This is a genomic window from Brevibacillus parabrevis (assembly GCF_022701015.1).
Taxonomy (GTDB): Bacteria; Bacillota; Bacilli; order Brevibacillales; family Brevibacillaceae; genus Brevibacillus; species Brevibacillus parabrevis.
On record NZ_CP064090.1, the window covers coordinates 1001303 to 1027251 of the forward strand.

19 protein-coding genes are annotated in these 25949 nt (G+C 53.6%); 17 read left to right on the plus strand and 2 right to left on the minus strand.

From position 1 onward, the window contains the following. The first annotated feature begins 2 nt into the window (after positions 1 to 2). From IRJ17_RS05025 to IRJ17_RS05065, 9 genes are all read left to right on the plus strand, one after another. A complete protein-coding gene (locus tag IRJ17_RS05025) occupies positions 3 to 1013 on the plus strand; it encodes an ROK family protein (RefSeq protein ID WP_217022002.1) in 1011 nt (336 codons plus the stop codon). 14 nt (positions 1014 to 1027) lie between these two features. Continuing rightward, positions 1028 to 4132: a beta-galactosidase subunit alpha gene (gene ebgA, locus IRJ17_RS05030; RefSeq protein ID WP_242773529.1), complete on the plus strand. Its 3105-nt coding sequence runs from the start codon at positions 1028 to 1030 to the stop codon at positions 4130 to 4132. A 91-nt stretch (positions 4133 to 4223) separates the two neighbouring features. Further along, positions 4224 to 5957 (plus strand): cache domain-containing sensor histidine kinase, encoded by a 1734-nt coding sequence (locus IRJ17_RS05035; RefSeq protein ID WP_173597233.1) that lies wholly within the window; start codon positions 4224 to 4226, stop codon positions 5955 to 5957. After that, on the plus strand, positions 5929 to 7119 hold the full coding sequence (locus IRJ17_RS05040; RefSeq protein WP_122962304.1) for a response regulator: 1191 nt from the start codon (positions 5929 to 5931) through the stop codon (positions 7117 to 7119). Before IRJ17_RS05035 ends, IRJ17_RS05040 begins: the two co-directional genes overlap by 29 nt. Before the next feature lie 119 nt (positions 7120 to 7238). Further along, on the plus strand, positions 7239 to 8540 hold the full coding sequence (locus IRJ17_RS05045) for an ABC transporter substrate-binding protein (protein ID WP_173597235.1): 1302 nt from the start codon (positions 7239 to 7241) through the stop codon (positions 8538 to 8540). A 57-nt stretch (positions 8541 to 8597) separates the two neighbouring features. After that, positions 8598 to 9518 (plus strand): carbohydrate ABC transporter permease, encoded by a 921-nt coding sequence (locus tag IRJ17_RS05050; protein ID WP_173597297.1) that lies wholly within the window; start codon positions 8598 to 8600, stop codon positions 9516 to 9518. Beyond that, complete coding sequence (locus IRJ17_RS05055; RefSeq protein WP_083955838.1) at positions 9515 to 10327, plus strand: carbohydrate ABC transporter permease; 813 nt, start codon at positions 9515 to 9517, stop codon at positions 10325 to 10327. The genes IRJ17_RS05050 and IRJ17_RS05055 overlap by 4 nt, the downstream gene beginning before the upstream one ends. Before the next feature lie 13 nt (positions 10328 to 10340). Further along, positions 10341 to 11012 carry a YesL family protein gene (locus IRJ17_RS05060; RefSeq protein ID WP_242773541.1) on the plus strand — a complete coding sequence of 224 codons (672 nt, stop codon included), beginning with the start codon at positions 10341 to 10343 and terminating at the stop codon, positions 11010 to 11012. Then, the gene (locus tag IRJ17_RS05065) at positions 11002 to 12699 is read left to right on the plus strand and encodes an amylo-alpha-1,6-glucosidase (RefSeq protein ID WP_242773543.1); all 1698 of its coding nucleotides are present in this window, start codon (positions 11002 to 11004) and stop codon (positions 12697 to 12699) included. Before IRJ17_RS05060 ends, IRJ17_RS05065 begins: the two co-directional genes overlap by 11 nt. A 63-nt stretch (positions 12700 to 12762) precedes the next feature. On the opposite strand, the gene IRJ17_RS05070 is transcribed toward IRJ17_RS05065, so the two are convergent. Both IRJ17_RS05070 and IRJ17_RS05075 read right to left on the minus strand, forming a co-directional pair. Continuing rightward, complete coding sequence (locus IRJ17_RS05070) at positions 12763 to 13275, minus strand: hypothetical protein (RefSeq protein ID WP_122962309.1); 513 nt, start codon at positions 13273 to 13275, stop codon at positions 12763 to 12765. Between the two features lie 79 nt (positions 13276 to 13354). Next, positions 13355 to 14677, minus strand: a complete 1323-nt coding sequence (locus tag IRJ17_RS05075) for a hypothetical protein (RefSeq protein ID WP_242773546.1) — start codon at positions 14675 to 14677, stop codon at positions 13355 to 13357. Positions 14678 to 14969: 292 nt separating this feature from the next. Here IRJ17_RS05075 and IRJ17_RS05080 point away from each other — a divergent pair, with 292 nt between their 5' ends. From IRJ17_RS05080 to IRJ17_RS05115, 8 genes are all read left to right on the plus strand, one after another. After that, positions 14970 to 16013 carry an extracellular solute-binding protein gene (locus IRJ17_RS05080; RefSeq protein WP_173598942.1) on the plus strand — a complete coding sequence of 348 codons (1044 nt, stop codon included), beginning with the start codon at positions 14970 to 14972 and terminating at the stop codon, positions 16011 to 16013. 12 nt (positions 16014 to 16025) lie between these two features. Further along, the gene (locus IRJ17_RS05085; RefSeq protein WP_242773550.1) at positions 16026 to 16841 is read left to right on the plus strand and encodes an ABC transporter permease; all 816 of its coding nucleotides are present in this window, start codon (positions 16026 to 16028) and stop codon (positions 16839 to 16841) included. Continuing rightward, positions 16841 to 17632 (plus strand): ABC transporter permease, encoded by a 792-nt coding sequence (locus tag IRJ17_RS05090; RefSeq protein ID WP_122962313.1) that lies wholly within the window; start codon positions 16841 to 16843, stop codon positions 17630 to 17632. Before IRJ17_RS05085 ends, IRJ17_RS05090 begins: the two co-directional genes overlap by 1 nt. Continuing rightward, a complete protein-coding gene (locus tag IRJ17_RS05095) occupies positions 17633 to 18685 on the plus strand; it encodes an ABC transporter ATP-binding protein (protein ID WP_242773553.1) in 1053 nt (350 codons plus the stop codon). Positions 18686 to 18695: 10 nt separating this feature from the next. Then, positions 18696 to 19496, plus strand: coding sequence for a sugar phosphate isomerase/epimerase family protein (locus IRJ17_RS05100; RefSeq protein WP_173598943.1), 801 nt, complete (start codon positions 18696 to 18698; stop codon positions 19494 to 19496). A 48-nt stretch (positions 19497 to 19544) separates the two neighbouring features. Continuing rightward, positions 19545 to 22778 (plus strand): glycerophosphodiester phosphodiesterase family protein, encoded by a 3234-nt coding sequence (locus tag IRJ17_RS05105; protein ID WP_242773556.1) that lies wholly within the window; start codon positions 19545 to 19547, stop codon positions 22776 to 22778. Positions 22779 to 22929: 151 nt separating this feature from the next. After that, positions 22930 to 24798: a sigma-54-dependent Fis family transcriptional regulator gene (locus IRJ17_RS05110; protein WP_242773559.1), complete on the plus strand. Its 1869-nt coding sequence runs from the start codon at positions 22930 to 22932 to the stop codon at positions 24796 to 24798. A gap of 27 nt (positions 24799 to 24825) precedes the next feature. Continuing rightward, complete coding sequence (locus IRJ17_RS05115) at positions 24826 to 25662, plus strand: lipoate--protein ligase family protein (protein WP_173597240.1); 837 nt, start codon at positions 24826 to 24828, stop codon at positions 25660 to 25662. Positions 25663 to 25949 lie beyond the last annotated feature (287 nt).

Below are 25949 nucleotides of genomic sequence, written 5' to 3' on the forward strand. Positions count from 1 at the left end.
TCATGCGTCATGTAATCGGGCTGGATGTCGGCGGCACCACCATGAAAGGCGCGGTTATGGACGAGGCAGGGCGGATTTTGGTTCGGGGAGAAAAGGAGACGCGGGTGTACAACAATTTGCCCATCCTGATTGAACGAATGGCTGGGCTCATTGATGAATTGCGGAAGCAAGCAAAAGGGAGCGTCGAAGCGGTAGGCATCGGCTTTCCCGGTCCGTTCGACGCCGAGCGCGGCATATCGGTACATTCGCCCAATTTTCAGCTCCATCAGGCGGACATTCGTACGCCGCTCGCCAGGCTGGTCGACTTGCCGCTGTTTTTTGACAACGACTTGCGCACGGCTACGCTTGGGGAAGCCGTATTCGGAGCGGGACGGAACGCGTCTCACCTCGTCTTTGTACCACTCGGCACAGGCGTGGGAGCGGGGATCGTGAACGAAGGACGGCTCGTTACTGGCAGCAGCGGGTTTGCGGGAGAGATTGGGCATGTCCATGTTCCCGGGCTGACCGCTGCCTGCAATTGCGGCAAGATCGGCTGCGTCGAGACGGTCGCTTCTGCTACGGGAATCGCGAGGCTGGCCCGCGAGCGACTTGCTCGGGCGCTGGCGGAAGGAGCGCCAAACGCGGAACCGTCGTCGGTCATGCATGCCTTGTGCGGCGGTGAGCTGGAGCGCCTGACAGCGGAACACGTGGCAAAAGCGGTTGCGCAGGAGGATCGGCTGGCGATCGAGGTATGGGAAAAAGCGTGCGACGTCATCGGCTGGGCGCTGTCTGTCCTGATCAATGTGTTCAACCCGCAGCTTGTGGTGGTAGGCGGAGGCGTTTGCCGTGCCGGGGAACTGCTGCTTGCGCCTGTGCAAAAAAGCGTAGCGCGCTATGCCATGGATGTCGTGGGACAGCAAGCCAAGGTTGTTTTGGCGCAGCTTGGGGCAGATGCAGGAATGTTGGGTGCGGGAGCGCTGGCGCTGCAAGCGATGCAGCGGGAACAAGGCACTTGCGAATCGTTACGAGGATAAAGGAGTGGACGCAGATGAAACAACTGAATGACTGGGCAAACCATCAGCTGCTGCAAAGGAACCGCTTGCCGGCTCGGGCTTACTTTTTATCGTACCCGGAGGCGACGCAAGCATTGACTTACGACAGGGGCGCGACCCCGTGGTTTCAGCTGTTGAATGGGCAGTGGCAATTCGCCTATGCGACATCGCCGCTGGGTGCCCCGGATGACTTTTTTGCCGACGACTATGACGCTGCGGAGTGGGGGCGAATCCAGGTTCCGGGTCATTGGCAGCTACAAGGCCATGGGAAGCCGCATTACACTGACTTGTACTACCCGTTTCCCGTCGATCCGCCGCATGTGCCTTCCGATAATCCGACAGGCTGCTACTTGCGCGAGTTTACCGTTTCGCCAGAATGGGAACAGCATCAGGTCATTTTGCGGTTTGAAGGGGTGGACAGCGCTTTTCACGTTTGGCTGAACGGCGCAGAGGTTGGCTACAGCCAGGGAAGCCGCCTGCCGTCCGAGTTCGATGTGACGGAATTGCTGCGTACCGGGAAAAATCGTCTCGCGGTTCAGGTGTATCAATGGTCGGATGGAACGTATCTCGAAGACCAGGACATGTGGTATTTGAGCGGCATTTTCCGCGACGTGTCGCTGATTGCCCGGCCCAAGCTGCACGTCAGGGATGTGGCGGTCGTAACCGAGCTGGACGACAAGTATCAGGATGGCATCCTGCGTGTGCGCGTACATGTGGAAAACAGCGGGGCGGAGCGACTTGGCGGGGTAAGCGTGACAGCCAAATTGCTCGATCAGTTCCGGCAGCCTGTGGCGGCGGAAGTGCAGCGGATTGGCGGTACGGTTGAAGCAGGCCAGGAAACGCTCCTCGATCTGCGGTTGCCCGTGTCAGGGCCGAAAAAATGGTCGGCGGAGGAGCCGAATTTGTACCACTTGCTGCTGGAGCTTGGGCAGGAGGCGAGCGGAACGGTGGAGGTCATTCCGATTCGCGTCGGCTTCCGTTCGATTGAGGTAAAAGGGAACAACTTTTTCGTCAATGGCGTGCCCATTCGTCTGAACGGCGTCAATCGGCACGATCACCACCCCGATCTCGGGCGCGCCGTTCCTTTTGAAACGATGCGCGAGGACGTGCTGATGATGAAGCGCCACAACATCAATGCCGTTCGCACCGCGCATTACCCGAACGATCCGCGCTTTTACGACTTGTGCGATCAATACGGTCTGTACGTCATGGATGAAACGGATTTGGAGACGCATGGCTTCCAGTTGACCGGGAACATCAGTCAGCTCAGCGACGATCCCGAGTGGGAGAACGCCTATGTCGAGCGGATGGAACGCATGGTCGAGCGGGACAAAAACCATCCGTCGATCATCATGTGGTCGCTCGGCAACGAATCCGGCTTCGGCTGCAATTTCCGCGCGATGGCGGCGTGGTGCCGACAAGCCGATCCGACCAGACTGATTCATTACGAGGAAGATCGGGAAGCGGAAGTATGCGATGTGTTCAGCACGATGTACTCTTCCGTCGAAAAAATGATGCAGCATGGAGAAAACGAGCAATTGCAAAAGCCGCATATCATGTGCGAGTACGCTCACGCGATGGGCAACGGTCCTGGCGGCTTGCGCGATTACGCCAACGTCTTTGACAAGTATCAACGCCTGCAAGGCGGCTTTGTCTGGGAGTGGATTGACCACGGTCTGTGTCAATGGACGGAAGATGGGCGGGAGTATTTTGCCTACGGGGGAGATTTTGGCGACTACCCGACGAACGGCAACTTTGTCATCGACGGTTTGATCCGTCCTGACCGCACCCCGTCGCCTGGTTTGCTCGAATATAAAAAAGTGATCGAGCCGATTACGGCAGCCGCAGTCGACTTGAAAGAAGGCGTCGTCACTCTGCACAATCGCTACGATTTTTGCACGCTCGATCACGTGCGGATGGTCTGGAGCATCACCGCAGATGGACAAGTTTTGCAAAGTGGAACGATGAGTCTGCCTGACGTAAAAGCAGGGAGCCGTGCAGACGTCGTGATCCCGTATAAAGTGCCGGAGTTTGCAGCAGAACAAACCGATTATTGGCTTACCGTATCATTTGTGCTTGCCCAAGATGAGGCATGGGCGCACGCCGGGCATGAGCTTGCCTGGGCACAATTCGCTTTGCCAGTGCCTGCGCCGCAGCCAGCAGCAGCGCTTTCCCGGAAAATCTCGCCTGGACATCTGGAAGCGGCAGAAACGAAGCGAGAAATCACACTTGCAGGCGGCGACTTCCGGTTTGTTTTTGACAAAGCAGACGGCGTGCCCAAAAGCTGGGTGTTTGCAGGCAAGGAATTGCTTGTTGCGGGGCCGCGGCTGACTTTTTGGCGGGCGCCGATCGACAATGACATGTACGTGGTAGAAGACTGGCGCAAGGCGTTTCTGGACCGTTTGCAGATACGGGTCGACTCGGTCGCTTTGCAGCAGGAACGCGATGATCGCGCCGTCATTGTTTGCGATGTGCGGATTGGCCCGCCTGTCTACGCTTGGGCATTTGCCTGCCGATACACGTACACGGTATTCGGAAACGGCGAAGTGCATGTTGAGGTGCAGGGAACACCGCACGGCACGCCGCCAGCCATGTTGCCGCGAATCGGCTTGAAGCTGTTGATTGCCAAAGATTTGGAGCGCGTATCCTGGTACGGCCTCGGCCCAGGGGAGTCGTACAGCGACAGCAAGGAAGCGAATCGCGTCGGCGTATACCACGCCAGTGTCGATGAGCTGTACACGCCGTATGTGTTCCCGCAGGAAAACGGAAACCGCACGGACACGAGATGGATGTCGATCACTGATCAGCGCGGGATAGGTTTGTTCGCGAGCGGCCAGCCGACGATGGATTTCAGCGCCCTTCGCTACGATACAGACGATCTGGAGCAGGCCAAACATGTGACCGACTTGGTGAAAAGGGACTATGTGACGCTGCATCTGGATTATCGGCAAAACGGTCTGGGAAGCAACAGCTGCGGTCCCAAGCAATCGGAACAACATGCGTTGCGTCCAGAAGCATTCCGCTTCCAGCTACGCCTCGCTCCCTTTTTCAAAGACGCCATTTCGGAAATCCAGTTGAGCAAACAGCAAATAAGTGACTAAAGCACACCTATTAGCCACCTGAAAAACGTTGTACAATTTAATTAAAGATTGAATAGTGCAACTAATCGAATAATGGTGGTGGTTCTGTCACATGAAATCATGGTTGCTCGTTCCGCGCAGAAGTATCCACGCCAAGCTGCTCGCTTGTATGCTCATCGCCGCCATCATCCCGCTGTTTATTCTCGGCAGCATGGCTTACTGGAAGTCGTCGATGGTCGTGCGGGAGCAGTTTGGCACATCCGGGGAGTACATTGCGACACAGCTGCAAATCCAGATCGACAACTACCTGAGTCAAATGCGCTACATCGCCTACGACATCAACACGTACTTGTCCGACCCCACGCTGATCGTCATGCGCGAGGAGCAGCCGAAAACATACGCGGGCTTTCTGGAGCAAAAAAACTTTGAACGTTTCTTGGGGGCGTACAGCACGCAGGATACGAAAGGCATCTTCATCGTGACGCCCTCGGGGTATTTTTTCGGGAAAAATGTGATCAACGGACAAGACTTGCAGCGCGAACAATGGTGGAAGGCGTTGCCCGCGAAGCTCACAGGAGAGAGCTGGATCGGTTTTTACACCCCTCGGCATTACGTCGGGTTTGAACAAACCGAATTTCGCCATAGCGAAAAGGTGCTGGGACTGGTCGTGCCTGTTCTCAGCGGTTACGGCGTGCTCAAGGACAGCCGGATTTTGATTGAAATGAAAGCCGGGAAGCTGTTTCAGCTGTTTCAAAAGCTGGAAGACGACATGAAGGCGTACGTAACGATCACCGATGAAAACGGCCGCCTGATTTACCAGACAGCGGGCCGTTTTACCGAACAAAAAGACGACATCGTCTGGAACAAGCCGCTGGAATCGAACAACTGGATGATGCAGGTGCGCTTGCCTTACGAGCAGATGAATCGTTCTGCCGATGTGATTGGCTCTTTTTTCGTGGCTGCCCTCGTCTTGTCGGCAGCGCTGGCAGTCATGCTCGCCTATTTGTTTTCCCGACGAATCACCGGAAAAATTCGCAGGCTGGAAGAAACGATGCGGCTGGTCGGCACGGGCGAGCTGCAAACGCGAGCGACAGTCGATACGGAAGACGAGCTGGGCAGGCTCGGCGTGAGCTTCAATCAGATGGTCAGGAAAATCCAGACGCTGGTCGCTGAGGTGAGCAAAACCGAGCAATTGAAAAAAGAGGCGGAGCTGCGCGCCGTTCACTACCAGATTAACCCACATCTGTTGTTTAATACGCTCAACTCCATCCAGTGGAAGGCAAGGCTCTCCGGAGCGAATGAAATCGGCAGCATGCTCTACCACCTGATCAAAGTGCTGGAAGGCAACCTCGACATCTCGCAGGAGCTGGTGCCGCTGGAAAAGGAACTGAAGACAGCCGGGCATTTTTTGGAGATTCAACAGTTTCGCTACGGGCCTGTCTTTTCGTTTGAGCAGGACGGCGTGGAGGCGTGCAGCCGTTATTTGATTCCGCGCATGACGCTCCAACCGCTCTTGGAAAATATTTTTTTCCACGCTTTTGAAGACGGAGAAGGGATCATCCGGATTGCGGTTCAGGAAGAAGCAGGCATCGTGACGCTGCTGTTGCGCGACGATGGCGCGGGAATCGAGCCGCAGCGGCTTGCCCAGCTCTTGGACCCGGAACTGAAACGCTCCAGCAAGCGGGGTCTTGGCGTGTTCAATGTGGATCAGAAATTCAAGCTTCATTTTGGCAAGGAATACGGGTTGAACATCTCGTCAGTCAGAGGAGCAGGAACCACGATTCAGATCACATGGCCGAAAAGGGAGGAAGTGCCTGATGAGCATCAAGGTAATGATTGTGGATGATGAGGTGCTGGTGCGAAAAGGTCTGAAGGCGATGGTGCCGTGGAGCCGTTACGGTATGGAGGTAGTCGCGGATGCCCCGAATGGGCGCAAGGGCTGGGAAGCTTTTATGCAGATTCAACCTGAGCTTGTGATTACCGATATCGTCATGCCGGAAATGGATGGTCTGGAGCTGTGCAGGCGGGTCAAGGAACAGGCGCCGCAGACGAAAGTGCTCTTGCTGAGCTGCCACCGCGACTTTACTTTCGCCCAGCAGGGAATCTCTCTCGGTGTGTCTGGCTATTTGCTCAAAACCGAGTTTCAGGATGATGAGTGGGATTCCCTGCTGCAAAGGATGAGAGCTGAGCTGACAGGGGAGAAAAAGCAACCGCCTCAACCTCGCGAACGGCAAAAGGAGTGGAGGCTCGAATTTGGAACATGGCTGACGGGCTTGAATCGCGGCTTTGAGCAAAGCCTGGCTGCCATGCTGGAAGCGCAGTGGGGCTGGATGAACGATGCCACGCGTGTATGGCTGCTGGCAGGCATGGGCGAGTATCGGGAAGAGCAGGAGCGGGTGATGTTGTCACGGGAGCTGGATACGACCTGGGAGTGGATTCCGTGTGGAGATCACCGCTTCCTGTTTTGCCCCGCTGATTCGTGCAGGCAGGTGGAATCGCTGCTGGTGGAATGGAAGCTGGCTGGAACCGTGACAAGCTGGGAAACGGCGGGTCCTTTTAGCGGGCGCGAGCAGTGGCTGCTGACGGTGCGCACGCTGTACAAGAAGACGGAATGGGCGAAAAAATTCGGCGTGATGCAGGATGCGTGGCAGGAGCCGATTCGCCAGGCCGTTCACTATGCGCTCGATCGGCTGGACACGCCGCTGACGGTAAGCGAGGTCGCTTCACAGGTCGGGCTGAGCCGCAGCCACTTTAGCGTGTTGTTTAAAAAAGGCGTGGGCGAGAGCTTCGGGGAGTTTCTCGACAAGCGTCGCGTGAGAATCGCGCAAGGCATGCTTGGCGAGACAACGATGTCGATCCAGGAAGTGGCGGAACGCGTCGGTCTGCCTGACGCCAAATACTTTAGCAAATGGTTCAAAAAATACACAGGCATGAGTCCCAGTCATTACCGTTTCAAACAAAAAGAGGAGTCTGGCCGAACAATCGTCCACTCCACCGCGCAAACTTGATTCGGCCCGGAAAAAGGAAACAAATTCGCGTACTAATTACGAACAGATGGCGGTTTCCCCATATTTTTTCTTTCATTAGAATGGAGAAAAATCAGGCTGTAACTCAAGGGGGGGCACAGATGAAAAAGATGGCGTCAAAATGGATGACAGCCGGGATGGCACTACTTCTCGCTGTAGTGACGGGTTGTTCGCAAAGCCAGCCAGCAGAGACACAAAACACGGGCAGTAACACTGGCAGCACAACGCCGACATCGTCTGAAAAAAAGGAAACGGTTACATTGCGCTTTGCGACATGGGACACGGATGAAATGCTGAAAATTCAGCAAGATATCGCGAAGAAATTCGAACAAAAAAATCCCGGCGTGAAAGTGCAGGTCGAAGCGTATGCCGATGGTTTTGACCAGAAGCTGGTCGCGGCATTCGGTGCGAAAAACCCGCCGGATGTCATGTACATGTGGGATTTCCCGACTTACCATGCGTCGCTTGAGCCGCTGGATGAATTTGCAAAAAAAGATTCGACAGTCGCCATCGACGACTTTTATCAAGGACTCCTGAATTACAACCGCTACAACGGGAACTTGTACGGATTGCCTGCCGGGTTCTCGACGCGCGTCATGTTTTACAACAAAAAGCTGTTCAACGAGGCGAATGTGCCACTGCCGACAGACGGCTGGACGTACGACGACTTTAAAGCAGCAGCCAAACAGCTGACGGTCCGTGAGAAGAAGCAGTACGGATTTGCCGTTCGCTCTGAGCCGGATACGTACGACCTGCAGGAAGTGGTCTGGAGCAATGGCAGCAGCTTTATCAGCCCGGATGGAAAATCGATCGATGGATTCATGAATAGCAAAGAAACCGCGCAAGCTTTGCAAGTTTTCAGCGATCTGACGAAGGAAAAGAGCGCGGTGCTCGTCGGAGGCAAAAATCAGCAAAGCGGAAACGACTTGTTCAAAGCTGGCAAGCTGGCGATGTATGACAACGGCGTATGGTCGCTGGAGTCTTACAAAAAGGCAAACGTCGATTTCGGCACGGTCGTAATGCCGCAGTTCCCTGGCAAACAGGGCAAAGGTGTCATCGCCACTTCCTCGGTGTCGATCGCCAAAGACTCCAAGCATAAAGAGCTGGCTTGGGAGTTCGTGAAATACTTCGTTTCCAGTGAAGCGATCAAAATGCGCACGTCCGATCTGCCTGTACGGATCAGCGTGGTTCAGGAGAAAAAGCTCGATCAGGACGCCCTGTACGCTCCGTTTTACAAGATGCTGGAGAAGTCGAACGATACGCCAGCGTTCCTTTTGCACCCGCATTGGAACGAGATCAATCGCAACCTCTCGGCGGCGGTCAATGCGATCATGCTGGGCCAAAATGCCGAAGAGCTGCTGAACAAGGCGGTCAAGGACTCCCAGAAGTACATGCAAAAATAAGGGAAGGATGTCAGGGACGTGAAAACAGAGACAATCGTGACGCGTGAGCAGCCTGCCATGACCGTACAACCCAAAAAAATGAACTGGGGGGCGCTTCTCACCCCCTATCTTTTTATCCTCCCATGGATCATCGGCTTTCTCGCTTTTACGCTGGGACCGATGCTGTTTTCGCTCGTAATGAGCTTTTTTGACTGGCCTGTAGTGGGGGAGGTTACCTTTGTCGGGCTGGACAACTACGTCAACATGTTTACCGATGACCCGCTGTTTTGGCAATCGCTTTGGGTAACGATCAAGTTCGCCCTGCTGTTTGTGCCGCTCAATCTGATCATCGCCCTGTTTTTGGCGATCATGCTTAACCAAAAAGTGCGGGCAAGCGGCTTTTTCCGGACGGTGTTCTACTTGCCGAGCGTGATTTCCGGCGTGGCGCTGGCGATGATCTGGGCCTGGGTGTATGACGGCGAGTACGGCATTTTCAACTACTTGCTCAGCCTGATCGGAATTACCGGGCCGGATTGGTTGAATGACACTTCGTGGGCGCTCGTCGCCATGGTCATCGCCAGTCTGTGGGGGCAAGGCTCGATGGTGCTGATTTTTCTCGCAGGGCTGAAAGGGATTCCCGAAAGCTTGTATGAAGCTGCATCCATTGACGGCGCGGGTACGGTGCACAAGTTTTTTCGCATCACACTGCCGATGATCAGCCCGACGCTTTTGTTCAACCTGATCATGACGATCATCAGCGCGTTTCAGCAGCTCAGCCTGGCGCTTTTGCTCACCGGGGGCGGGCCGTTGCAATCGACTTACTTTTACGCCATGTACGCGTACGACAACGCCTTCAAATACTTCAAGATGGGATATGCGTCGGCGAACTCGTGGTTTATGTTTTTGATCATTTTGGTGCTGACTTTCATCGTCTTCAAAACATCCGGAGGCTGGGTGTACTACGAAGGTGACAATCGCAAGGGAGGGGAGGAAGCTTGATTCGCAAAGCGATATCGTATACGAGCTTGATCTTTTTCTCCTTTCTGTTTCTGGCTCCGTTTTACTGGATGGTCTCTACTGCGTTGAAGTCGGATCAGGAGATTTACACGTATCCGCCCAAATGGATTCCTGACGTCTTGCACTGGGAGAACTTCGCCAATGCGTGGATGTCGCAGCCGTTCAATCTGTTTTTGCAAAATTCGTTGAGCGTGACGCTCTTGACGACGATCGGCCAGCTGATTTCCTCATCGCTGGTGGCATACGGGTTTGCCAGATTTACGTTTAAAGGCAGGGACTTCCTGTTCATGGTCGTGCTGGCGACGATGATGATTCCGTGGGAAGTGACGATGATTCCGCTGTATATGGAATTTAATTACTTGAACTGGATTAATACCTTGAAGCCATTAATTGTGCCCTCCTTTTTCGGGGCGCCGTTCTATATTTTCTTGATGCGTCAGTTTATTTTGACAATTCCTCGCGAGCTGGATGAAGCGGCACGCATCGATGGGGCAGGCCCGTTCCAGATTTACGCGCGCATCGTGGTTCCGCTGATGATGCCTGCGCTGATTTTGATTAGCGTCTTCAACATTATGAACACTTGGAATGATTATTTGGGGCCGTTGATCTTTTTGAATGACCAGAGCCAGTACACTTTGACGCTCGGGCTTGCGCAGTTCAAAGGCATGTACGACGTGGAAGCGACCGGGCTGATGGCGGTCACGATCCTGATCTCGCTGCCGCCGCTCGTGCTCTTTTTCCTCGCCCAGCGGTATATCGTCGACAACGCGGCAGGGGTCGGCATCAAGTAAGGAGGCGTGGCAGGTGAAACATCGGGAGAAATGGGAAGGAGCATTCTGGTCGGTTCATCAATGCGGAGAGTGGCTGTTGCGGCTGGAAGTAGCCCACCTGCTCTGGATCGGCGGCACGCTTTTGGGAGGCGTCGTGCTTGGCGTTTTTCCGGCGACCGCAGCTATGCATGAGGTGCTTGGCGGGCAAGGCCCAGGCGGAAACAGGGATGACAGAGGGCTTGCAGCCGCTTTCTGGTATGCGTACCGCCGTTACTTTTGGCGAAGCCAGCTATTGGGATATGCCCTTTTGCTCTCGGGAGTCGTGTTGTGGGGCGACCTGATTTTTTTCCTTGGTCTGGGCACAAAATGGAGCCTTGTCTGCGCAGCTTTGTTGGCCGGAATCAGTCTTCTGCATACCGCGATTTGCTGTCACGCTTTTGCCTTGCTTGTGCGCTTGGATCGCGGCTTTTGGGCAGGAATCAGGCAGTCGTTCTGGTCGGTGGCGGCTTTTCCCCTGCACGCTATGGTGACGGTTGGCGGCGTGTTTTTGTGCGTGGGCGTCATGCTTGTCTTGCCTGCGCTGCCGATCTTGCTGGGGGCAAGTGCGCTTGTCTGGTGGATGGCAGTGCGGACGGTTCGCTTGCTGGAAAAGTGCGAGCGCAAAGCAACTACACAGCAACTACGGGGTGAAACATATGCAGTTTGATTTGGGAATCGTTCCTTTTAGCCGATACGGGTCTTTTCTCGTCGTTTCCCGGCTTGGCAGTGACAGGCGAGCCGAGGGACTGTACTTGCGCAACGTGCGTGGCGGAGACAATCGTGACGGAGCTGTATTTCGCCTGGAGCTGGTAGACGGCGGGGTGGCCGTTCCTTTTGAAGCAGTCGCTACGCCAACTGTGCTCGTGCTGCGGGCAGAGCAAGGCGAGCTGGAATTGTGCATGGGCGAGCCGCAGCTTGTTCAGGTTCGCGGACGGGGTGTCGGCTTGCGGCTGGTGGTGGAATCGGAGGCAGCGGATTACGTCATGCCAGCACCAGCCGACTGCCTCGTAGTCAACCATTTTACGACCGAGCTGCACTTTCGACTGACACCGCTTGCTGGAAAAGTGGCGGTAGAAGACGCGTGGAAGGCGACGCGAGACAATCAGGTCAAGCTGTCGTTTTTGCCTGACGGTCAGACGGGTGAGCTGGAGGGCGTAATCGAGGAATTTCAGACGGTGTGGCGGGAGCGCAGCTATCCTGATTTTGCTTCCGGTCGCGCTCGGGTGGAGCAAGAGTATCGCGAATGGCTGGGACAGACGCTTCCACTCTCGGAAGCTGCTCGTGAAGACGGGCTGGCAGAAGCGCGCGAGCTGGCAGCGTATATAACGTGGTCATGTGTCGTAAGGCCAGAAGGGTATTTGCCGCGTCCGGCGATGTACATGTCGAAAAACTGGATGACCAACATCTGGAGCTGGGATCATTGTTTCAATGCGATGGCCTTGACCCGCTGGAATTTGCCGCTCGCCTGGGATCAGTTGATGGTGTTTATCGACAGGCAGGACGAGAGCGGCGTGTTCCCCGATTTTATCAACGACAGGTATGCGCTCTGGAACTGCTGCAAGCCGCCGATTCACGGCTGGACGCTGGGCTGGATGCTGGCGCGCAACGACGATGTTACCGATGAGATGCTGACAGCGATGTACGAGCCGCTATGCCGTTGGACGGACTGGTGGTTCCGCTACCGCGATGATGATCAGGACGGCATTCCTCAATACAATCACGGCTATGATTGCGGCTGGGACAACAGCACGGTTTTTCTCGACGGAACACCGATTGAAAGCCCGGATTTGCCCGCGTATCTCGTGTTGCAAATGGATGTGTTGGCGGGAGTGGCGAAGCGGTTGGGTCGGGATGACGAGGCGCAAGCCTGGGAAGAGAAGTCGGAAGCGACTTTGCAGCGATTGCTGGCGCAGCATTGGGATGGAAAGAAGTTTTTTGCGACACGTTCGGGGAGCGACCAGCCCACCCGAGGTGACAGCTTGATCTGCTACATGCCGCTTGTGCTTGGCGAAAAGCTGCCCGAAGCGATGCGTGAGCAGATGATCGCAGACGTGCAGCAGCGCTTTTTAACGGACCACGGACTGGCTACGGAGAGCCCGGCAAGCCCGTTTTACCGCAGCGATGGCTACTGGCTCGGCCCGATTTGGGCGCCGGTGACCATGCTGTTGGTCGATGGCTTGCGCCGTGCGGGCGAACAAAAGCTTTCCCAGGAAATTGCCCGACGCTTTTGCCGGATGGCGGCGGCAAGCGGGATGGCGGAGAACTTCGATCCCCTGTCCGGTGCGGGACTGAGAGACAGGGCGTTTACGTGGACGTCCAGCGTGTTTTTGCTGCTGGCGCATGAGTATGTGTGAGTGACAAAAAAGGACGATGGCTGCTGGAAAAGAGCGTAGCCATCGTCTTTTTCACCTTCCTTGCTAAGGAGTAGGGTTTTCTTTATAAGGATAGGTAATTTTCAAGCGGTAATAATCGTTACTCAAGTACTTATATTGTATCTTTAGAATTTTTCCTCCTTCATAAACTAAAAAACTTGATTCATTGACCAAAGCATGAAAGCTGCTAATCTTTCCTTCGTTTTTCAATATTGGCAATACTTCATTGTAAAAAGCATTAAACTCATTCTCATTGGAGTACGTCCGATAAAATGGTGAGCAGCTGTCTGTTATACCTTCAAAAACTGTACGTTCAGGAAGTGGCAGTTTGAGTTCCTCACACTGGAAGGAATGGCTAGGGGCCAGATAACTTTTTAGAGCATGTTGAAATTCTCTGTCCCAAAAAAACAATTGAATAAGGATGAGCAAGGAAAGAGCAAATACGATCTGCCACTTCCTTTGGCGCCATCCTGCGCGGCGAAGTACCAAAGAAAAGTAGATTAGGAAGATGACAAGAAAGAACAGGGAGTAAAAAATGTGGGACAGGGGAATTGGCATAGATCCTCCATGGTGAGCGTGTATTGCATTTTGAAATACAAAGTCATAACAAACCGCACTTCACTATCTGAAATACTATTTAGTTGTGTTTTATCGAAACATAGTAGGTAGACAAATAAATGGGGCGGATATAAGCGTCTTTAGAAGTCGCTCCCCAGTGATCATTTATCCTAAGAAACTCGTAAGTCCATACGTGGCGTGTATCATTGCTATCTCGAAAAGTTGCCTCGTATTCTTTGGCTCCCTTAACAGTGACTGTATGATCATAGTAAGGTTTCGAGTCCATGCTATAATACCCTGGCCCATCACTATCTAAATAGTTTTTAATATCGTCGTAATCTGGGGTGACTATTTCTTCATCATCACTTGTGGATTGAGATGAATCCCCTACTGCGTTAGCTGCAATTTTGTATAAGTTAGCATTATCCCAAGGATAGACCCCGTTGTCCGGTTTAACAAAGTATTTTGATTTAATCATTGCGTCGTATGCTTTCTTTTTATTGGAAGAGGATAAGTTAGAGTGATAGTTCATAATTTCTAATGTGCTAATTAATGCGCAATCATTATCGTAGTTATCCCATGGACTATCATCCTGATTTATGTCAGGAACATAGTAAGATTGGCTATACTCTTCGGATACTTTGACATTTGTATATCCATCATTTTCTAAGTATTTTTTTAACCATACGCCTGGATCTGTAATATAGTCGCCGTCGTATCCTTCGTTAGCACCTGAAAGAAAAGTTGAAAATAGTGAATCTAGCGTATCTTCAGTGGTATTCTCCCATTTATTCTGCATCTGAGTAGTGTTTATAATTCTCTTTTTGTTTGGCTCGCTATTGTTTTCCCTCTTCAATTCATCTATTGACTTTCCTTTATCCTTACCTTCAATTACAACGCCATCGTGATTAACTGAAAAATGCTGAAACTGGTTAGAATATAAAGTTTTGTTATTATCGAAATATGAAGAATCAATCTTTTCAAAGGAGAATTGAAGCAGCTCGCCGCTATCGGAGTCCACAATAACGAACCCTTCTGTGAAAATAACAAGAACCTCTGATAAGCGATCTTCCAAGTCATGCACAGGAATAATTTTCTTTACTTTAAATATGCCTTTCTTTATTTGTTCAGCCCAAGGGGATTCTGTATCGACTGCGGAAATAACCATACTCTCCATTAGAGCTTGAGCGGTGCCATTTGCTATTTTTTCAAGATCGTTTGTACTAAGTATTGATTTCCTATTCTTGGGAATATATTTTCCGATTTCTTTTACAAATCGCTCGTTACTACTTTTACTGATGAGCATAGATGAAGAAGACTCTTTTGCTACTCCGGTATCTGGATAAGCTAAAGTTGATAAAAGAAGTGCGCCAGCAACTAGTAAGAGATTTTGTTTACTCATATTACCTTCAAAGTAAAAAAATGTAATTAAATCACTTTGAGTATATTTATTATACATTTTATTGTCAATATTTTACCAATCTTTAACATTCATTAAAAATTGTAACACACTCTCTTAACATTCAAGGCTTATAGTAAAAGCAACAAGCAAATAGCTTCGGAACCATTGGGTGGAGACATGTGAAAACCCATAGTTTCTTCGTACGTGCGCCAGGTGGCATGCGGAAGGACTATGTGTTTTTTTTGTGTCTCCCTTTTTGTGTTCCGCTCAAAACGACAGGAGGAATCAGAGGATGAAACGTGGTTGGCTTGGCTTGACCTTGGCAGTGGCAATGGTGGGTATGGTCGGTTGCTCTGCGGCGGGAAGCGCAACTGGAGCAGCTGGGGGCGCCGGAAAAATGGCGATTGTGTACAACAACTCTGATGAATGGGCGAGCTTTGGCACGATTCGCCAGGCGTTCAAGGATAAGACCGGGATCGAAGTACCGAATGACAATAAAAACAGCGGCCAATCCGTGACAGCGATGATTGCGGAAAAAGACAGCCCGATCGCCGATGCGGTCTACTACGGAATCGTCTTCGGCTCTCAGGCGGTCGAGAAAGATTTGGTGGAAGGCTACAAGCCGCCGCATTTTGACGAGATTCCCGCAGCGTTGAAAGACGCTGACGGCAAGTGGATGACAGTGCACTACGGCGCGATCTCGTTCATCGTCAACAAGCAGGCACTGGGCAGCACCCCTGCGCCACAATCGTGGGCAGACCTTTTGAAGCCGGAATACAAGGGCAAAGTCGGATTCCTCGACCCGTCCTCGGCTGCCGTAGGCTACAGCGTGACCGTAGCGGCCAACCTCGCCATGGGCGGCGATTTGGACAACTGGAATCCGGGCATCGATTACTTGAAAAAGCTGGAGGCAAACGGAGTCATCCATCCAAAAGGAACAGCCAATGCCAAAGTGATGAAAGGCGAAATTCCGATCATTATCGACGCCGATTTCAACGGCTACAAGATGAAGTACGAAGAAAACGGCCCAATCGATGTGGTCATTCCAAAAGAAGGCTCGCTGAAGCTGCCGTACGCCATGTCGATTATCAAAAATGCGCCGCATAAAGAGGCCGGACAACAATATCTCGACTTCCTGCTCTCCGACGAAGGTCAGCAAATGTTCGCCAAAGGCTTTGTCCGCCCGATCCGCAACGTGCAGATTCCAGGCGAGGTCGAAAGCAAGTTCTTGCCAGCGGCTGATTATGAGCGCGTCCGCGACGTTGACTTTGCGAAAATGAATCAGGTTCAAAACGCTTTTATCGAGCGTTGGAAGAGTGAAGTTCTTGCCAACTAGAGGAGTTTGTCTATGAAAAGAATGGGCGTTGCCGTCTTTGTCTTACCGATTTTTCTGCTGTTTGCGTTCTTTTTCCTGTATCCGCTCATCGTGCTGGTCGTAGCCAGCTTTCAGCGCGGCGGCGAGCTTACGGCGGGCAATTACGCTCAGATCATCACCAACCCGCAGTATTTGCACTCGCTGTGGAACAGCTTGTGGCTGTCTCTGTCCGTGACCTTGGTTGCGCTGGTTTTGTCTGCTGTGCTCGCTTTCTTTTTGGCCCGGCATTCGTTTCCGGGGAAGACGCTGTACTTTACGCTGCTGACTTTTCCGATCTCTTTTCCGGGCGTTGTCGTTGGCTTCATGATCATTATTTTGTTTGGTTCGACGGGCATTTTGCCGATGTTGTCCGAGCTTTTGACCGGGGAAAAAAAGCTGGTGTTTGCCTACACGATTGCCGGAATTTTTTTGGCCTACCTGTATTTCGAGATTCCGCGCATTGTGATGACGCTGTACGGGGCGATCAAAGATTTTGACCAGACGCTGGAGGAGGCTGCCCGAACTATCGGGGCCACGCCATGGCAGGCGCTCCGCTATGTGGTGCTGCCGACGCTTTATCCGATCTTTCTCTCGGCGGGAGCACTTGCCTTTTCCACGTCGATGAGTGCATTCGGCACAGCTTTCACGCTGGCGAACGACTTCGATATTTTGCCGATCCTGATGTACAACGAGTTCACGCTCAATTTCAACATTGAAGTAGCCAGTGCGATCGCGGTCGTCATCGGGCTTGTCTGCGTGGGGATTAACCTCGGGTATCGCGTGCTGGTCGAGAAGGAGGGGCGTTCTTGATGCAAACAGCAGGAAAAGCGTTGGTCTACGTGCTGGTTTTTCTGATCAGTGCGCTCATCCTCTCTCCCTTGTTGTTTACCGTTGCCGGATCGTTTGCGGTGTACTGGGGCGCTGACATGTATTCGGCGGGCGTGACCTTGTCCTGGTATGCAAAAGTATTCGAGAAATTTGGGCATACGATTGGCTTTACGCTGGTGCTCGCTTTTTGCACGGTGCTGGTCAATACGGTGCTGGGCACGATGGCCGGCTACTGGTTTTACCGTTGGAAAAGCCGCTGGGTGTTTGTGCTGGAGGAACTGCTGTCTTTGCCGATCGCCGTACCAGGCATTGCGATTGCCCTGGCGCTGATTCAGACGTATCCCGCGATGCGCGCATCCGGTGCCTTGATGCTGGTCGGGCATGTAATCATTACGTTTCCGCTGATGTTTCGGACTGTGCTCGGCACGCTGCGGACAAAAGATTTTCGCACGCTCGACGAATGCGCAGCTACGCTGGGAGCCGGGCCGATGTACCGCTTTTTCCATGTGATTTTTCCGAGCATTCGCGGGGCGATTCTCTCCGGTGCCGTCATGGTATTCATGCTGTCGCTCGGCGAGTTCAACATGAACTTTTTCCTGTACACGCCGCTGACGGTGACATTGCCGATCGGGCTGTACGAAGCGTACTCGACGCTGCGGATTGAATTGGGCAGTGCGTACACGACACTGTTTTTGGCGATGGCGATTCCGCTGATGTACTTGCTGCATCGCCTGAACCAGAGTTCGGCCTTTTCGCGAAACGGAGGGGTGTAGATGGAGGAGAGCACGGTGCAATCGATGGAAATTGCCATTCGTGGCGTATCAAAAACTTTTCAGGATGGAACGACGGCCTTGCAGCCGATCGATTTGCAGGTAGCGGCAGGCGAGGTGCTGGTGCTGCTCGGGCCATCTGGCTGCGGGAAAAGCACGCTGCTGCGGATGATTGCCGGGCTGGAGCAGCCGACAGCCGGACGTGTTTTGATCGGGGATCGCGACGTTACCCAGCTTCCGCCGGAAAAGAGGGGGATCGGCTTTGTTTTTCAACAGTACGCCTTGTTTCCTACGATGACGGTGGAAGAAAACATCATGTTCGGCATGAAGCTGCGCAAAATCGGCAAGCAGGAGCAGAAGGCCAAGCTGGAGGAACTGCTCGCCTTGATGAACTTGACGGAGCTGCGCAAGCGACTGCCTATTCAGTTGTCTGGCGGGCAGCAGCAGCGTGTGGCGATTGCCCGCGTGCTGGCGACTGACCCGATGATTTTGCTGATGGACGAGCCGTTGACGGCACTGGATGCCAAATTGAAGGAGCACCTGCGGTTGGAGCTGGCCCAGTTGTTTCGCAAGCTGCACATTACGACGGTATACGTGACGCATGACCAGACAGAAGCGATGGCGATTGCCGACCGGATTGTCGTGATGAACAAAGGGGTCATCGAGCAGAGCGGTACGCCGAAAGAGATCTACCTCAAGCCGAAATCTTCATTTGTGGCCCAGTTTGTCGGGCAAGTGAACCGCTTGCGCGCAAAGGTCAAGACAGCGGAGCGTGGCAACGTCCTTGATTTGGGATTTTACCAGCTTCCGTACAAAGGGGAGAGCCGGGCAGTCGCGGACATCGACGTGTTCCTTCGCCCGGAGGACGTATATCTCACGCAAGAAGCAGGCTTTTCTGCACGCGTGCAGGACGTGATTTTTCTCGGCGATCATTACCGCGTCATTGCCGAGTCCGGCGGGCAAAAGCTCGTTATCGACGTCGGAAACGACACGCTGATCCACGAAGGAGATCAGGTGCAACTGGAAATACGCGAAGACAAAATCATTTACGCATGAGGTGACGGGGATGAAAAAAGAAATTTGCTACTCCGACTTGGCGCTTTTGACGCAGCCGATTGAGGCGAATATCGAGCTGCTTCTGGAACACGGCGCAGACAAAATCGAGCTTTTGATGGACGGGCTGCAATGGGATGCCATGGACGATCAGATCGCCCGCATGAGCAAAGTGTTGCCCCAGTACAACGCAGGGTACACGGTGCACCCGCCAGCGTGGGACACCAGCTTGACCAGCGAGAACAAAGCGATTCGCGAAGCGTCTTTTTCCGAGTACGCGAAAGCGATCCAGTTCGCGCATAACATCGGGGCAGAGCATGTCGTGATTCACCCCGGCTTTTGCTTCTCGCCCGTCTTTGACAAGGAAATTGCCCAGATGCGAGCGGCTGACGCGATTCATCGCCTGTGCAAAATAGCCGCGCCGCTCGGCGTGAAGCTGGCTGTGGAAAATGTAGGTTACAAAGGCGCGTCGATTTTCAGCGAAGCGGAGTTTGCGGCTTTTCTGGATGGAATGGACAGCGTCGCAGGGTACTTGCTCGACACCGGACACGCTTATTTGAACGATTGGGACATTCCGGCACTCATTCGCAGTATTTCGCACCGACTGCTTGCCGTGCATTTGCATGACAACTACGCAACAGGAGACGATCATTTGCCGATTGGAGAAGGCGGCATCAGCTGGGAGCCTGTTTTTGCCACACTTGCGCAGACCGCGCCGGATTGCCAGCTGATTTTGGAATATGCGCCGGGCACAGAGCTGGTCAAGCTTCAGCAAGGAAAAAGCATGCTGCTGGAGCGATTGCAGCTCGTGTAAGCAAACAAACCGCACTACTACCATGATCAAAAGGAGTGGAGAGGGAGCATGAAAAGAAAGCAGACGAAGCAAACAGGCAAAACAGGAACGCAAAAGAGGGCAACGGCAGCATCTGTACTAGCGTTGACCGTCCTGCTCAGCAATGTCCCGGTGCATGCCGAGAATGCGACAGCGGTCACTGAGGCAGAAGCAGGAAGTAGCACAGCAGGCGACACGAAGGCAGAAGAGACTGGGACAGACGCGCCAGAAACCGGAGCAGCCGAAGACGCTACCGCCGGCGAGAACGGCCCAGCAACTCCGGAAGCGCCAGGGGAAGTGCCCGCAGGTGATGCCGAGACGACACCAGGAGAAGCTCCTGCCGAGGTGCCGACTGATGCGCCAGCTCCAGAGGAAATTCCTGCTGTACCGAGCGTGGAAGCTTTGCAGATCATGCAAAACTCGCCGATCAAAATTACGGAAATTTTGTACGATGCAGACGGCTCCGACGATGGAACCGAGTTTTTGGAGATTTCCAATCTTGGAACGAAAACCGTCGATATTAGCGGCTACATGATCGGCGATGAGGAAACAAGAGGCGGCGGCGAGGGAATGTTCGCTTTTCCGCAAGGCACGAAGCTTGCTCCCGGACAATCCATCACGATTGCCCAATCGTCGCTGATCAACAAGGCCAAATACCGCTATACTCCCGATTTTGAGCTTCCGCCTGTCGAGCAGTACAACCCGCAAGACGACCCGGATGTGCCGAATTTGCTGCCGACCGATTGGGCAACAGGGACGATTGTCATGGCAAACGGCGGCGATGACGTGCTGCTGATGGACGACAAGTACAACGTTCTCGACTATGTTCCGTACATCAAAGACACGACTTTTAACGGCAAAAAAGTCAAGGCGGCCAAGCCGTTGAACAACTTGGGCGAATCTTTGCAGCGAATCAAGCAAATGGGAGATGCTTCGGTCGACTTTTACTCGCTGTTCCCAAGTCCGGGAACGTGGAGCGACAAGGAGCCGGAAGAACCGGACTTTGGTCCGAGCGACTCTTTGATCATCACAGAGGTTATGAATGATCCGCTGTTTGATGAAAGCACGGGCGAATTTGTCGAGATTACGAACATATCGGATAAAGCTATCGACATTAGCGGCTATTTGATTGGAGATGAAGAAACAAAAGGCGGCAGCGAGGGAATGCACGCGTTCCCGCCGGGGACAATCATTCAACCGTACCAGCCAATCGTTGTCGCCCGTTACGCGGATGGCATCGTAGAGCGTCACCAGACGAAGCCGGACTTTGAAATTTTCGAGTCGATGGACGATGTACCGCAAATGCTGCCGACGAAGTGGGCTACTGGCAGCCTGTATTTGGCTAACAGCGGCGATCATGTGATTTTGGCTGATCCAGAGGCGCGCGTCATTGACGCCATGGTATACGGCGATGCCAAATTCCCGCAAGTAACGGCACACCCGGGAGTGGCAGGCGGTCACACGATGGAACGCTTGACAGGTGAAGATACGAACGACGCTTCCAAAGATTTTGTCGACCAGCCTAATCCGACTCCGGGAGGTCTTCTGTTCGGCCCGGATGCTCTCGTAGACAAAATTCCGAAATCCGATTTGAAAGACAACGTCCTGATCGTGAAGGAGCCAGAGACTGGTGTTGTATCGCCAGTGACAGTAATTGGCTGCTATCAATCCGGCGATGTCTCGGCATTGGCTTCGTCCGGTGTTTCCTCCGTATTTTTGATGGTGGGCAAAAATATTGACGGACAACTGATTGTGTCGGCGGGAGACAGACCGCTTTTGGCCGATGCCCTCGATCAATTGGCGAACAAAGCGATTCCGATTTTGTCCATCGAATCGAAGGAGCTGGTGCCAGCTGTTGACCAACTGTTGACAGAGCGTTCCTTGACGGATGTGCACATCGTATCGAGCAACCCGGAGATTGTCCGTGCAATGCGGGAGAAAAACGATGAATACCGCGGCGCGATCCTGGACGGTGTGGACGAGCTTGATTTGGCCAAGCAAAAGCAGTTGGTAAAAACCGTGCGCGCCAGCAAATCGAACGTGCTGATTTTGCCTTACGACCGTGTGAATGCGGAAGTGGCTCGCTATTTCCGTCTGCGGGGAATTACGGTATGGGCAATCGAAAAAGCCGGAACCGTGCAGCATCACGATCTGGTCAGCATGGGTGTGCGCGGAATCATCTCTGCACAGCCAGAAACGGTGTTGTCTGCTCTGGCAGCCTATCCGACCGAGACGTTGACACAGCCGCCAATCGTCTACGCGCACCGCGGCATTCCGTCCAAAAAGCCGGAAAACACGATGTACTCGTTCCAGGAAGCGATTGACCTGGGAGCAGATATCGTGGAGACGGACATTCATAAGACGAAGGACGGCAAGCTTGTCCTGATTCACGACTTTGATCTGGAGCGCACGACAAACGGCACGGGAAAAGTAAAAGACTACACGCTGGCAGAGCTTCGCGCACTGGTTGCCAACAAGCAAGACCCGGAAAACCCGGACTGGTACCAGCCTGAGATTACAGATGCCCGCATCCCTACACTCGACGAGCTGCTGGAAGCGGCAAAAGGCAAAGCCGTACTCGATCTGGAAGCAAAAAGCATCGGCTACGAAAAAGAAATCATCGAAGCCATTGAAGCGCATGACATGGTGGAAGACGTCATTCTTTGCAGCTTCAGCTCGGAAGTATTGAACCGTTTTGCCGCGTTGAATCCGGAAGTCGGGCTGGGCTATGTGCTGAGCGGCTCCAAGCCGGAAACGAAGAAGGATCAATACGCGGAGAAGCTCGTCACAGATGCGATCCAGCTCAATGCCCAATACTTCCTCGACCAGGCGATTTTGACACCGGAGCTGGCGCGCTACGCCAAGCATCGCGGATTGCCGCTCGGCGTGTACACCGTAAACGAAAATGCGCAGATTGAGGAAGCGTTGCGTACAGGTGTGAGCGGGGTTGTTACCGACTACGCACAACGTTTGCTGACAGCGCCAATTCGCGTCGATGCGCCGCAAAGCTCGCTGGAATTGACCGCAGGTGAAGTGAAGCCGCTCGAAGCGATCATCGACTATCGCGTGGCGGAAGACCAGTTGGCGCCAGCCCGCATTCGCCTGATTGACAACCATGACGCCGCAGTGGAAGTGGCAGCAGACGGCAAGAGCCTGATCGCCAAAAAGGCTGGCACAGCCAAGGTTCAACTGAGTGTGGAAGTGCCATCTGGCGGCAAGACGTGGAAAATGGTCACGACCGTGATCGAAGTGAAGGTCAATTAATTGTTTCACGAAACAGGAGGGGGAGCTGCTTCCCTCTCCTTTTGCTACTATGACGTTTGTGCGAAATCAGAGGACAGACCTTGAAACTTCTGAACATTCGGGATACTCTTGATGAAAAGGCTTGATTCGTAGAGCGGAGGGTGGTTGATGCATGCTCGAGGAAAGCGTTTCGTTGCGGATGTGGAAACGTTTTGTTCAAGAAGGTGTAATTGACTCAGCACGAATCAACAAACGGATTACAGAATCGTGGCATCGCTGCAAAAGCAGCCGGGTAAACCCGTATGCAGGCACAGGGCAGGTTGTACTCGCCGGGGATGCGCTGAAAAGACAACAGGAGAATAGTCGCCTGCTGCTGGAGCTTGCCTTGCCGCAAATTGACCGACTGTCGCCTTTTATCCACGACGTGGGGATGATCGCGCTCGTGATTGACCCCGAGGGCTACGTCTTGAGCATGCGTGGCGAAAAGCGGGCGCTTCACGATGCCAATGCGATCAATTTTGTCGAAGGGGTACGCTGGACAGAGGATGAGGTGGGCACGAACGCAATCGGCACGGCGCTTTTGGCAAAAGAAGCGATCATGGTCAACGGAACCGAGCACTATTCGGTTGCCTCGCATCGCTGGAGCTGCTTTGCGGCCCCCATCCGGGACGACAGCGGCTCGCTGCTCGGAATCATTGACGTATCAAGTCCTGTCGAGCGCAGTCACCCGCAGACGATGGCGACTGTCATGACGCTTGCTTACTCCATCGAGCAGGCTTGGATGAAGCAGCGGCAGCAGGACGAACTGGAATTGCTGCAACGCGCCATGATATTGCTAGGCGAAGGACAGCGGCCCATCATTTTTTGCAACCAGGAAGGCCGGGTAGTGTATGCGAGCGCAGATATACGCAAGCGAATCGCCAACTGGACCAATCTGAGAAGACATGAGGTTGCGGAGTACGGCTTTTTCGAAGCGCGGCAAGCGCCGTTGTTTTCCGAACGTCATCCGGGCTTGATTGGCTGGGTGATCGAGCTGGCGACAAGCGATGCGGGACTTGCGCGGATGTTTGTGAACCGTTCCTCCTCATTCCGCTTCCAAGGCGAGCCGGGAACGAGCGCAGCCTTTTGCAACGTCCTGCGGGAGCTGGAGCGGATCGCGCCGACGGACGGGAACGTGGTGATCTATGGCGAAAGCGGCACGGGAAAAGAGTTGGTCGCACAAGCGATACACGACAACAGTCCGCGCCGGGAAGGGCCGTTTGTGGCAGTCAACTGTGGCGCTATACCTCGCGAGCTGATGGAAAGCGAGCTGTTCGGGTATGTGGAGGGGGCGTTTACCGGAGCGCGTCGCCGCGGACATACAGGAAAGCTGGCGCAAGCGAACGGCGGCACGCTGTTTTTGGATGAGATCGGGGAGATTCCCGCTGCCATGCAGGTCGCTTTGCTGCGCGTCCTGCAAGAGCGAAAAGTCACGCCGATCGGCAGTACGGAAGAGCATGCACTGAATATTCGCGTCATCGCCGCTACGCATCGCAATTTGCGGCAACAGGTGAGTGAGGGCAGCTTTCGCGAGGACTTGTACTATCGGCTGCACGTCCTCCCTGTATCACTGCCGCCGCTGCGGGCGCGAAAAGAAGATATTCCGCTGCTGATTCGCCACTACTGTCACAAAAACGGCTATCAGCTTGATTTGCCAAAAGCGTTGCTGGATGAGTTGATGGCGTATGACTGGCCGGGCAATATACGCGAGCTGTACAACGTTGTTGAACGTCTGCGAGTCCTTCCCCGAGAGGATTGGAAGCGGTTACTTTGCGATGTGATGCAGGCAGGAGCTGATTATGAGCTGCGTCCGCAGGCCAGACAGTCGATTCAGCAGCCGTCTTTTTACGAAGCCGACTCGCTCTGTTACCGCGAACAACTGGAGCGGCAGACGATCGTGCAAGCTCTGGAAAAAAGCGGCGGCAGCGCTTCGGTAGCGGCTGAGCTGCTAGGTATTCCGCGCAGCACTTTTTACCGCAAGCTGAAAAAGTATCGGCTCTGACGAAAGAGCACGAGAGGGGGATCACGCATGCCATTTTATTGGTGGGAGCAAACGCCTGTTCAACTGCTTGCTACGGTCTCCCGGCCGTATCGCGGGGAGGTGTTGATCCCTTTTAGCGTAGACGAGGCGTATGCCCGGCTATGTTCACAGGAGCCGACGACTGCTCCTGTCATTCACTTGTGGCGGCATGAAAAAGCGATTGTTTTGGGCGCGCGTGATGCCAAGCTACCGCATGCGGCTGAAGCTGTGCGACAGTTGGAGGCAGCGGGGTATCAGACCGCTGTCCGTCCATCAGGCGGGGCTGCCGTTCCGCTGGCGCCGGGAGTGATCAACTTGTCGCTGGTGATGCCTGTTGCCGCTTCTGATTTGAATCCTGAGCCGTTTTTTCTGCGGATGGTGGAGTTGATCCGGGCGACGTTGGGCGACGACGGAGCGAAAATGAGCAGCGGTGAAGTAGAAGGGGCTTATTGTCCGGGCACTTACGATCTCGCCATTGAAGGATATAAATTTTGCGGGATCGCCCAGCGGCGTTTGACTCGGGCGGTTGCGGTCCAGGCGTTCATCAATGTCGAAGGCTGCGGGCGCACGTACGAAGCGATCATCCAGTCTTTTTACGAAAAGGCAGCTATGGGCGCTCCCGTCGAGCAGTTTCCGCAAGTACAGCCGGGGCGGATGGCAAGCTTGTCCGAGCTGGGAGTGTCCGGGGGAGTGGAAGGGTTTGTCCTGCGCTTGCAGGAACTGCTGCACGCACACGCGGAGTCATCTGTTGCGGTGCTGGATGCTTGTCCAGACTCGCTTGCGCACGAGGCGAAGCAGGCGCTCGATTTGTTAAAAGGCAGGCATCGTCAACTGGTCGGTTCTTAAAAAGAACCGGCTTTTTTTGTGCGTGAAAATCGGTTCGGCTTTTTCATGAAAAACGTATGAAAGCTCATGAACGCGGATGTACCTTTTCGCGTGCAATCACACGGTCATGACGGCTGGATCGTATCTGTACAGTCGGGAAACCGATCTCAAGTGAGCCTTCGCTCCACAAGCTGCTGTGAGAAAAAATGAGACAAAACGGGACGATGTCTCACTTTGTACTACCTGGTGCCGACAGTCCAAGCAGAAAAAGCCGCAAAACCGCGCAGTTGCTGGCTGGCACAGAGATT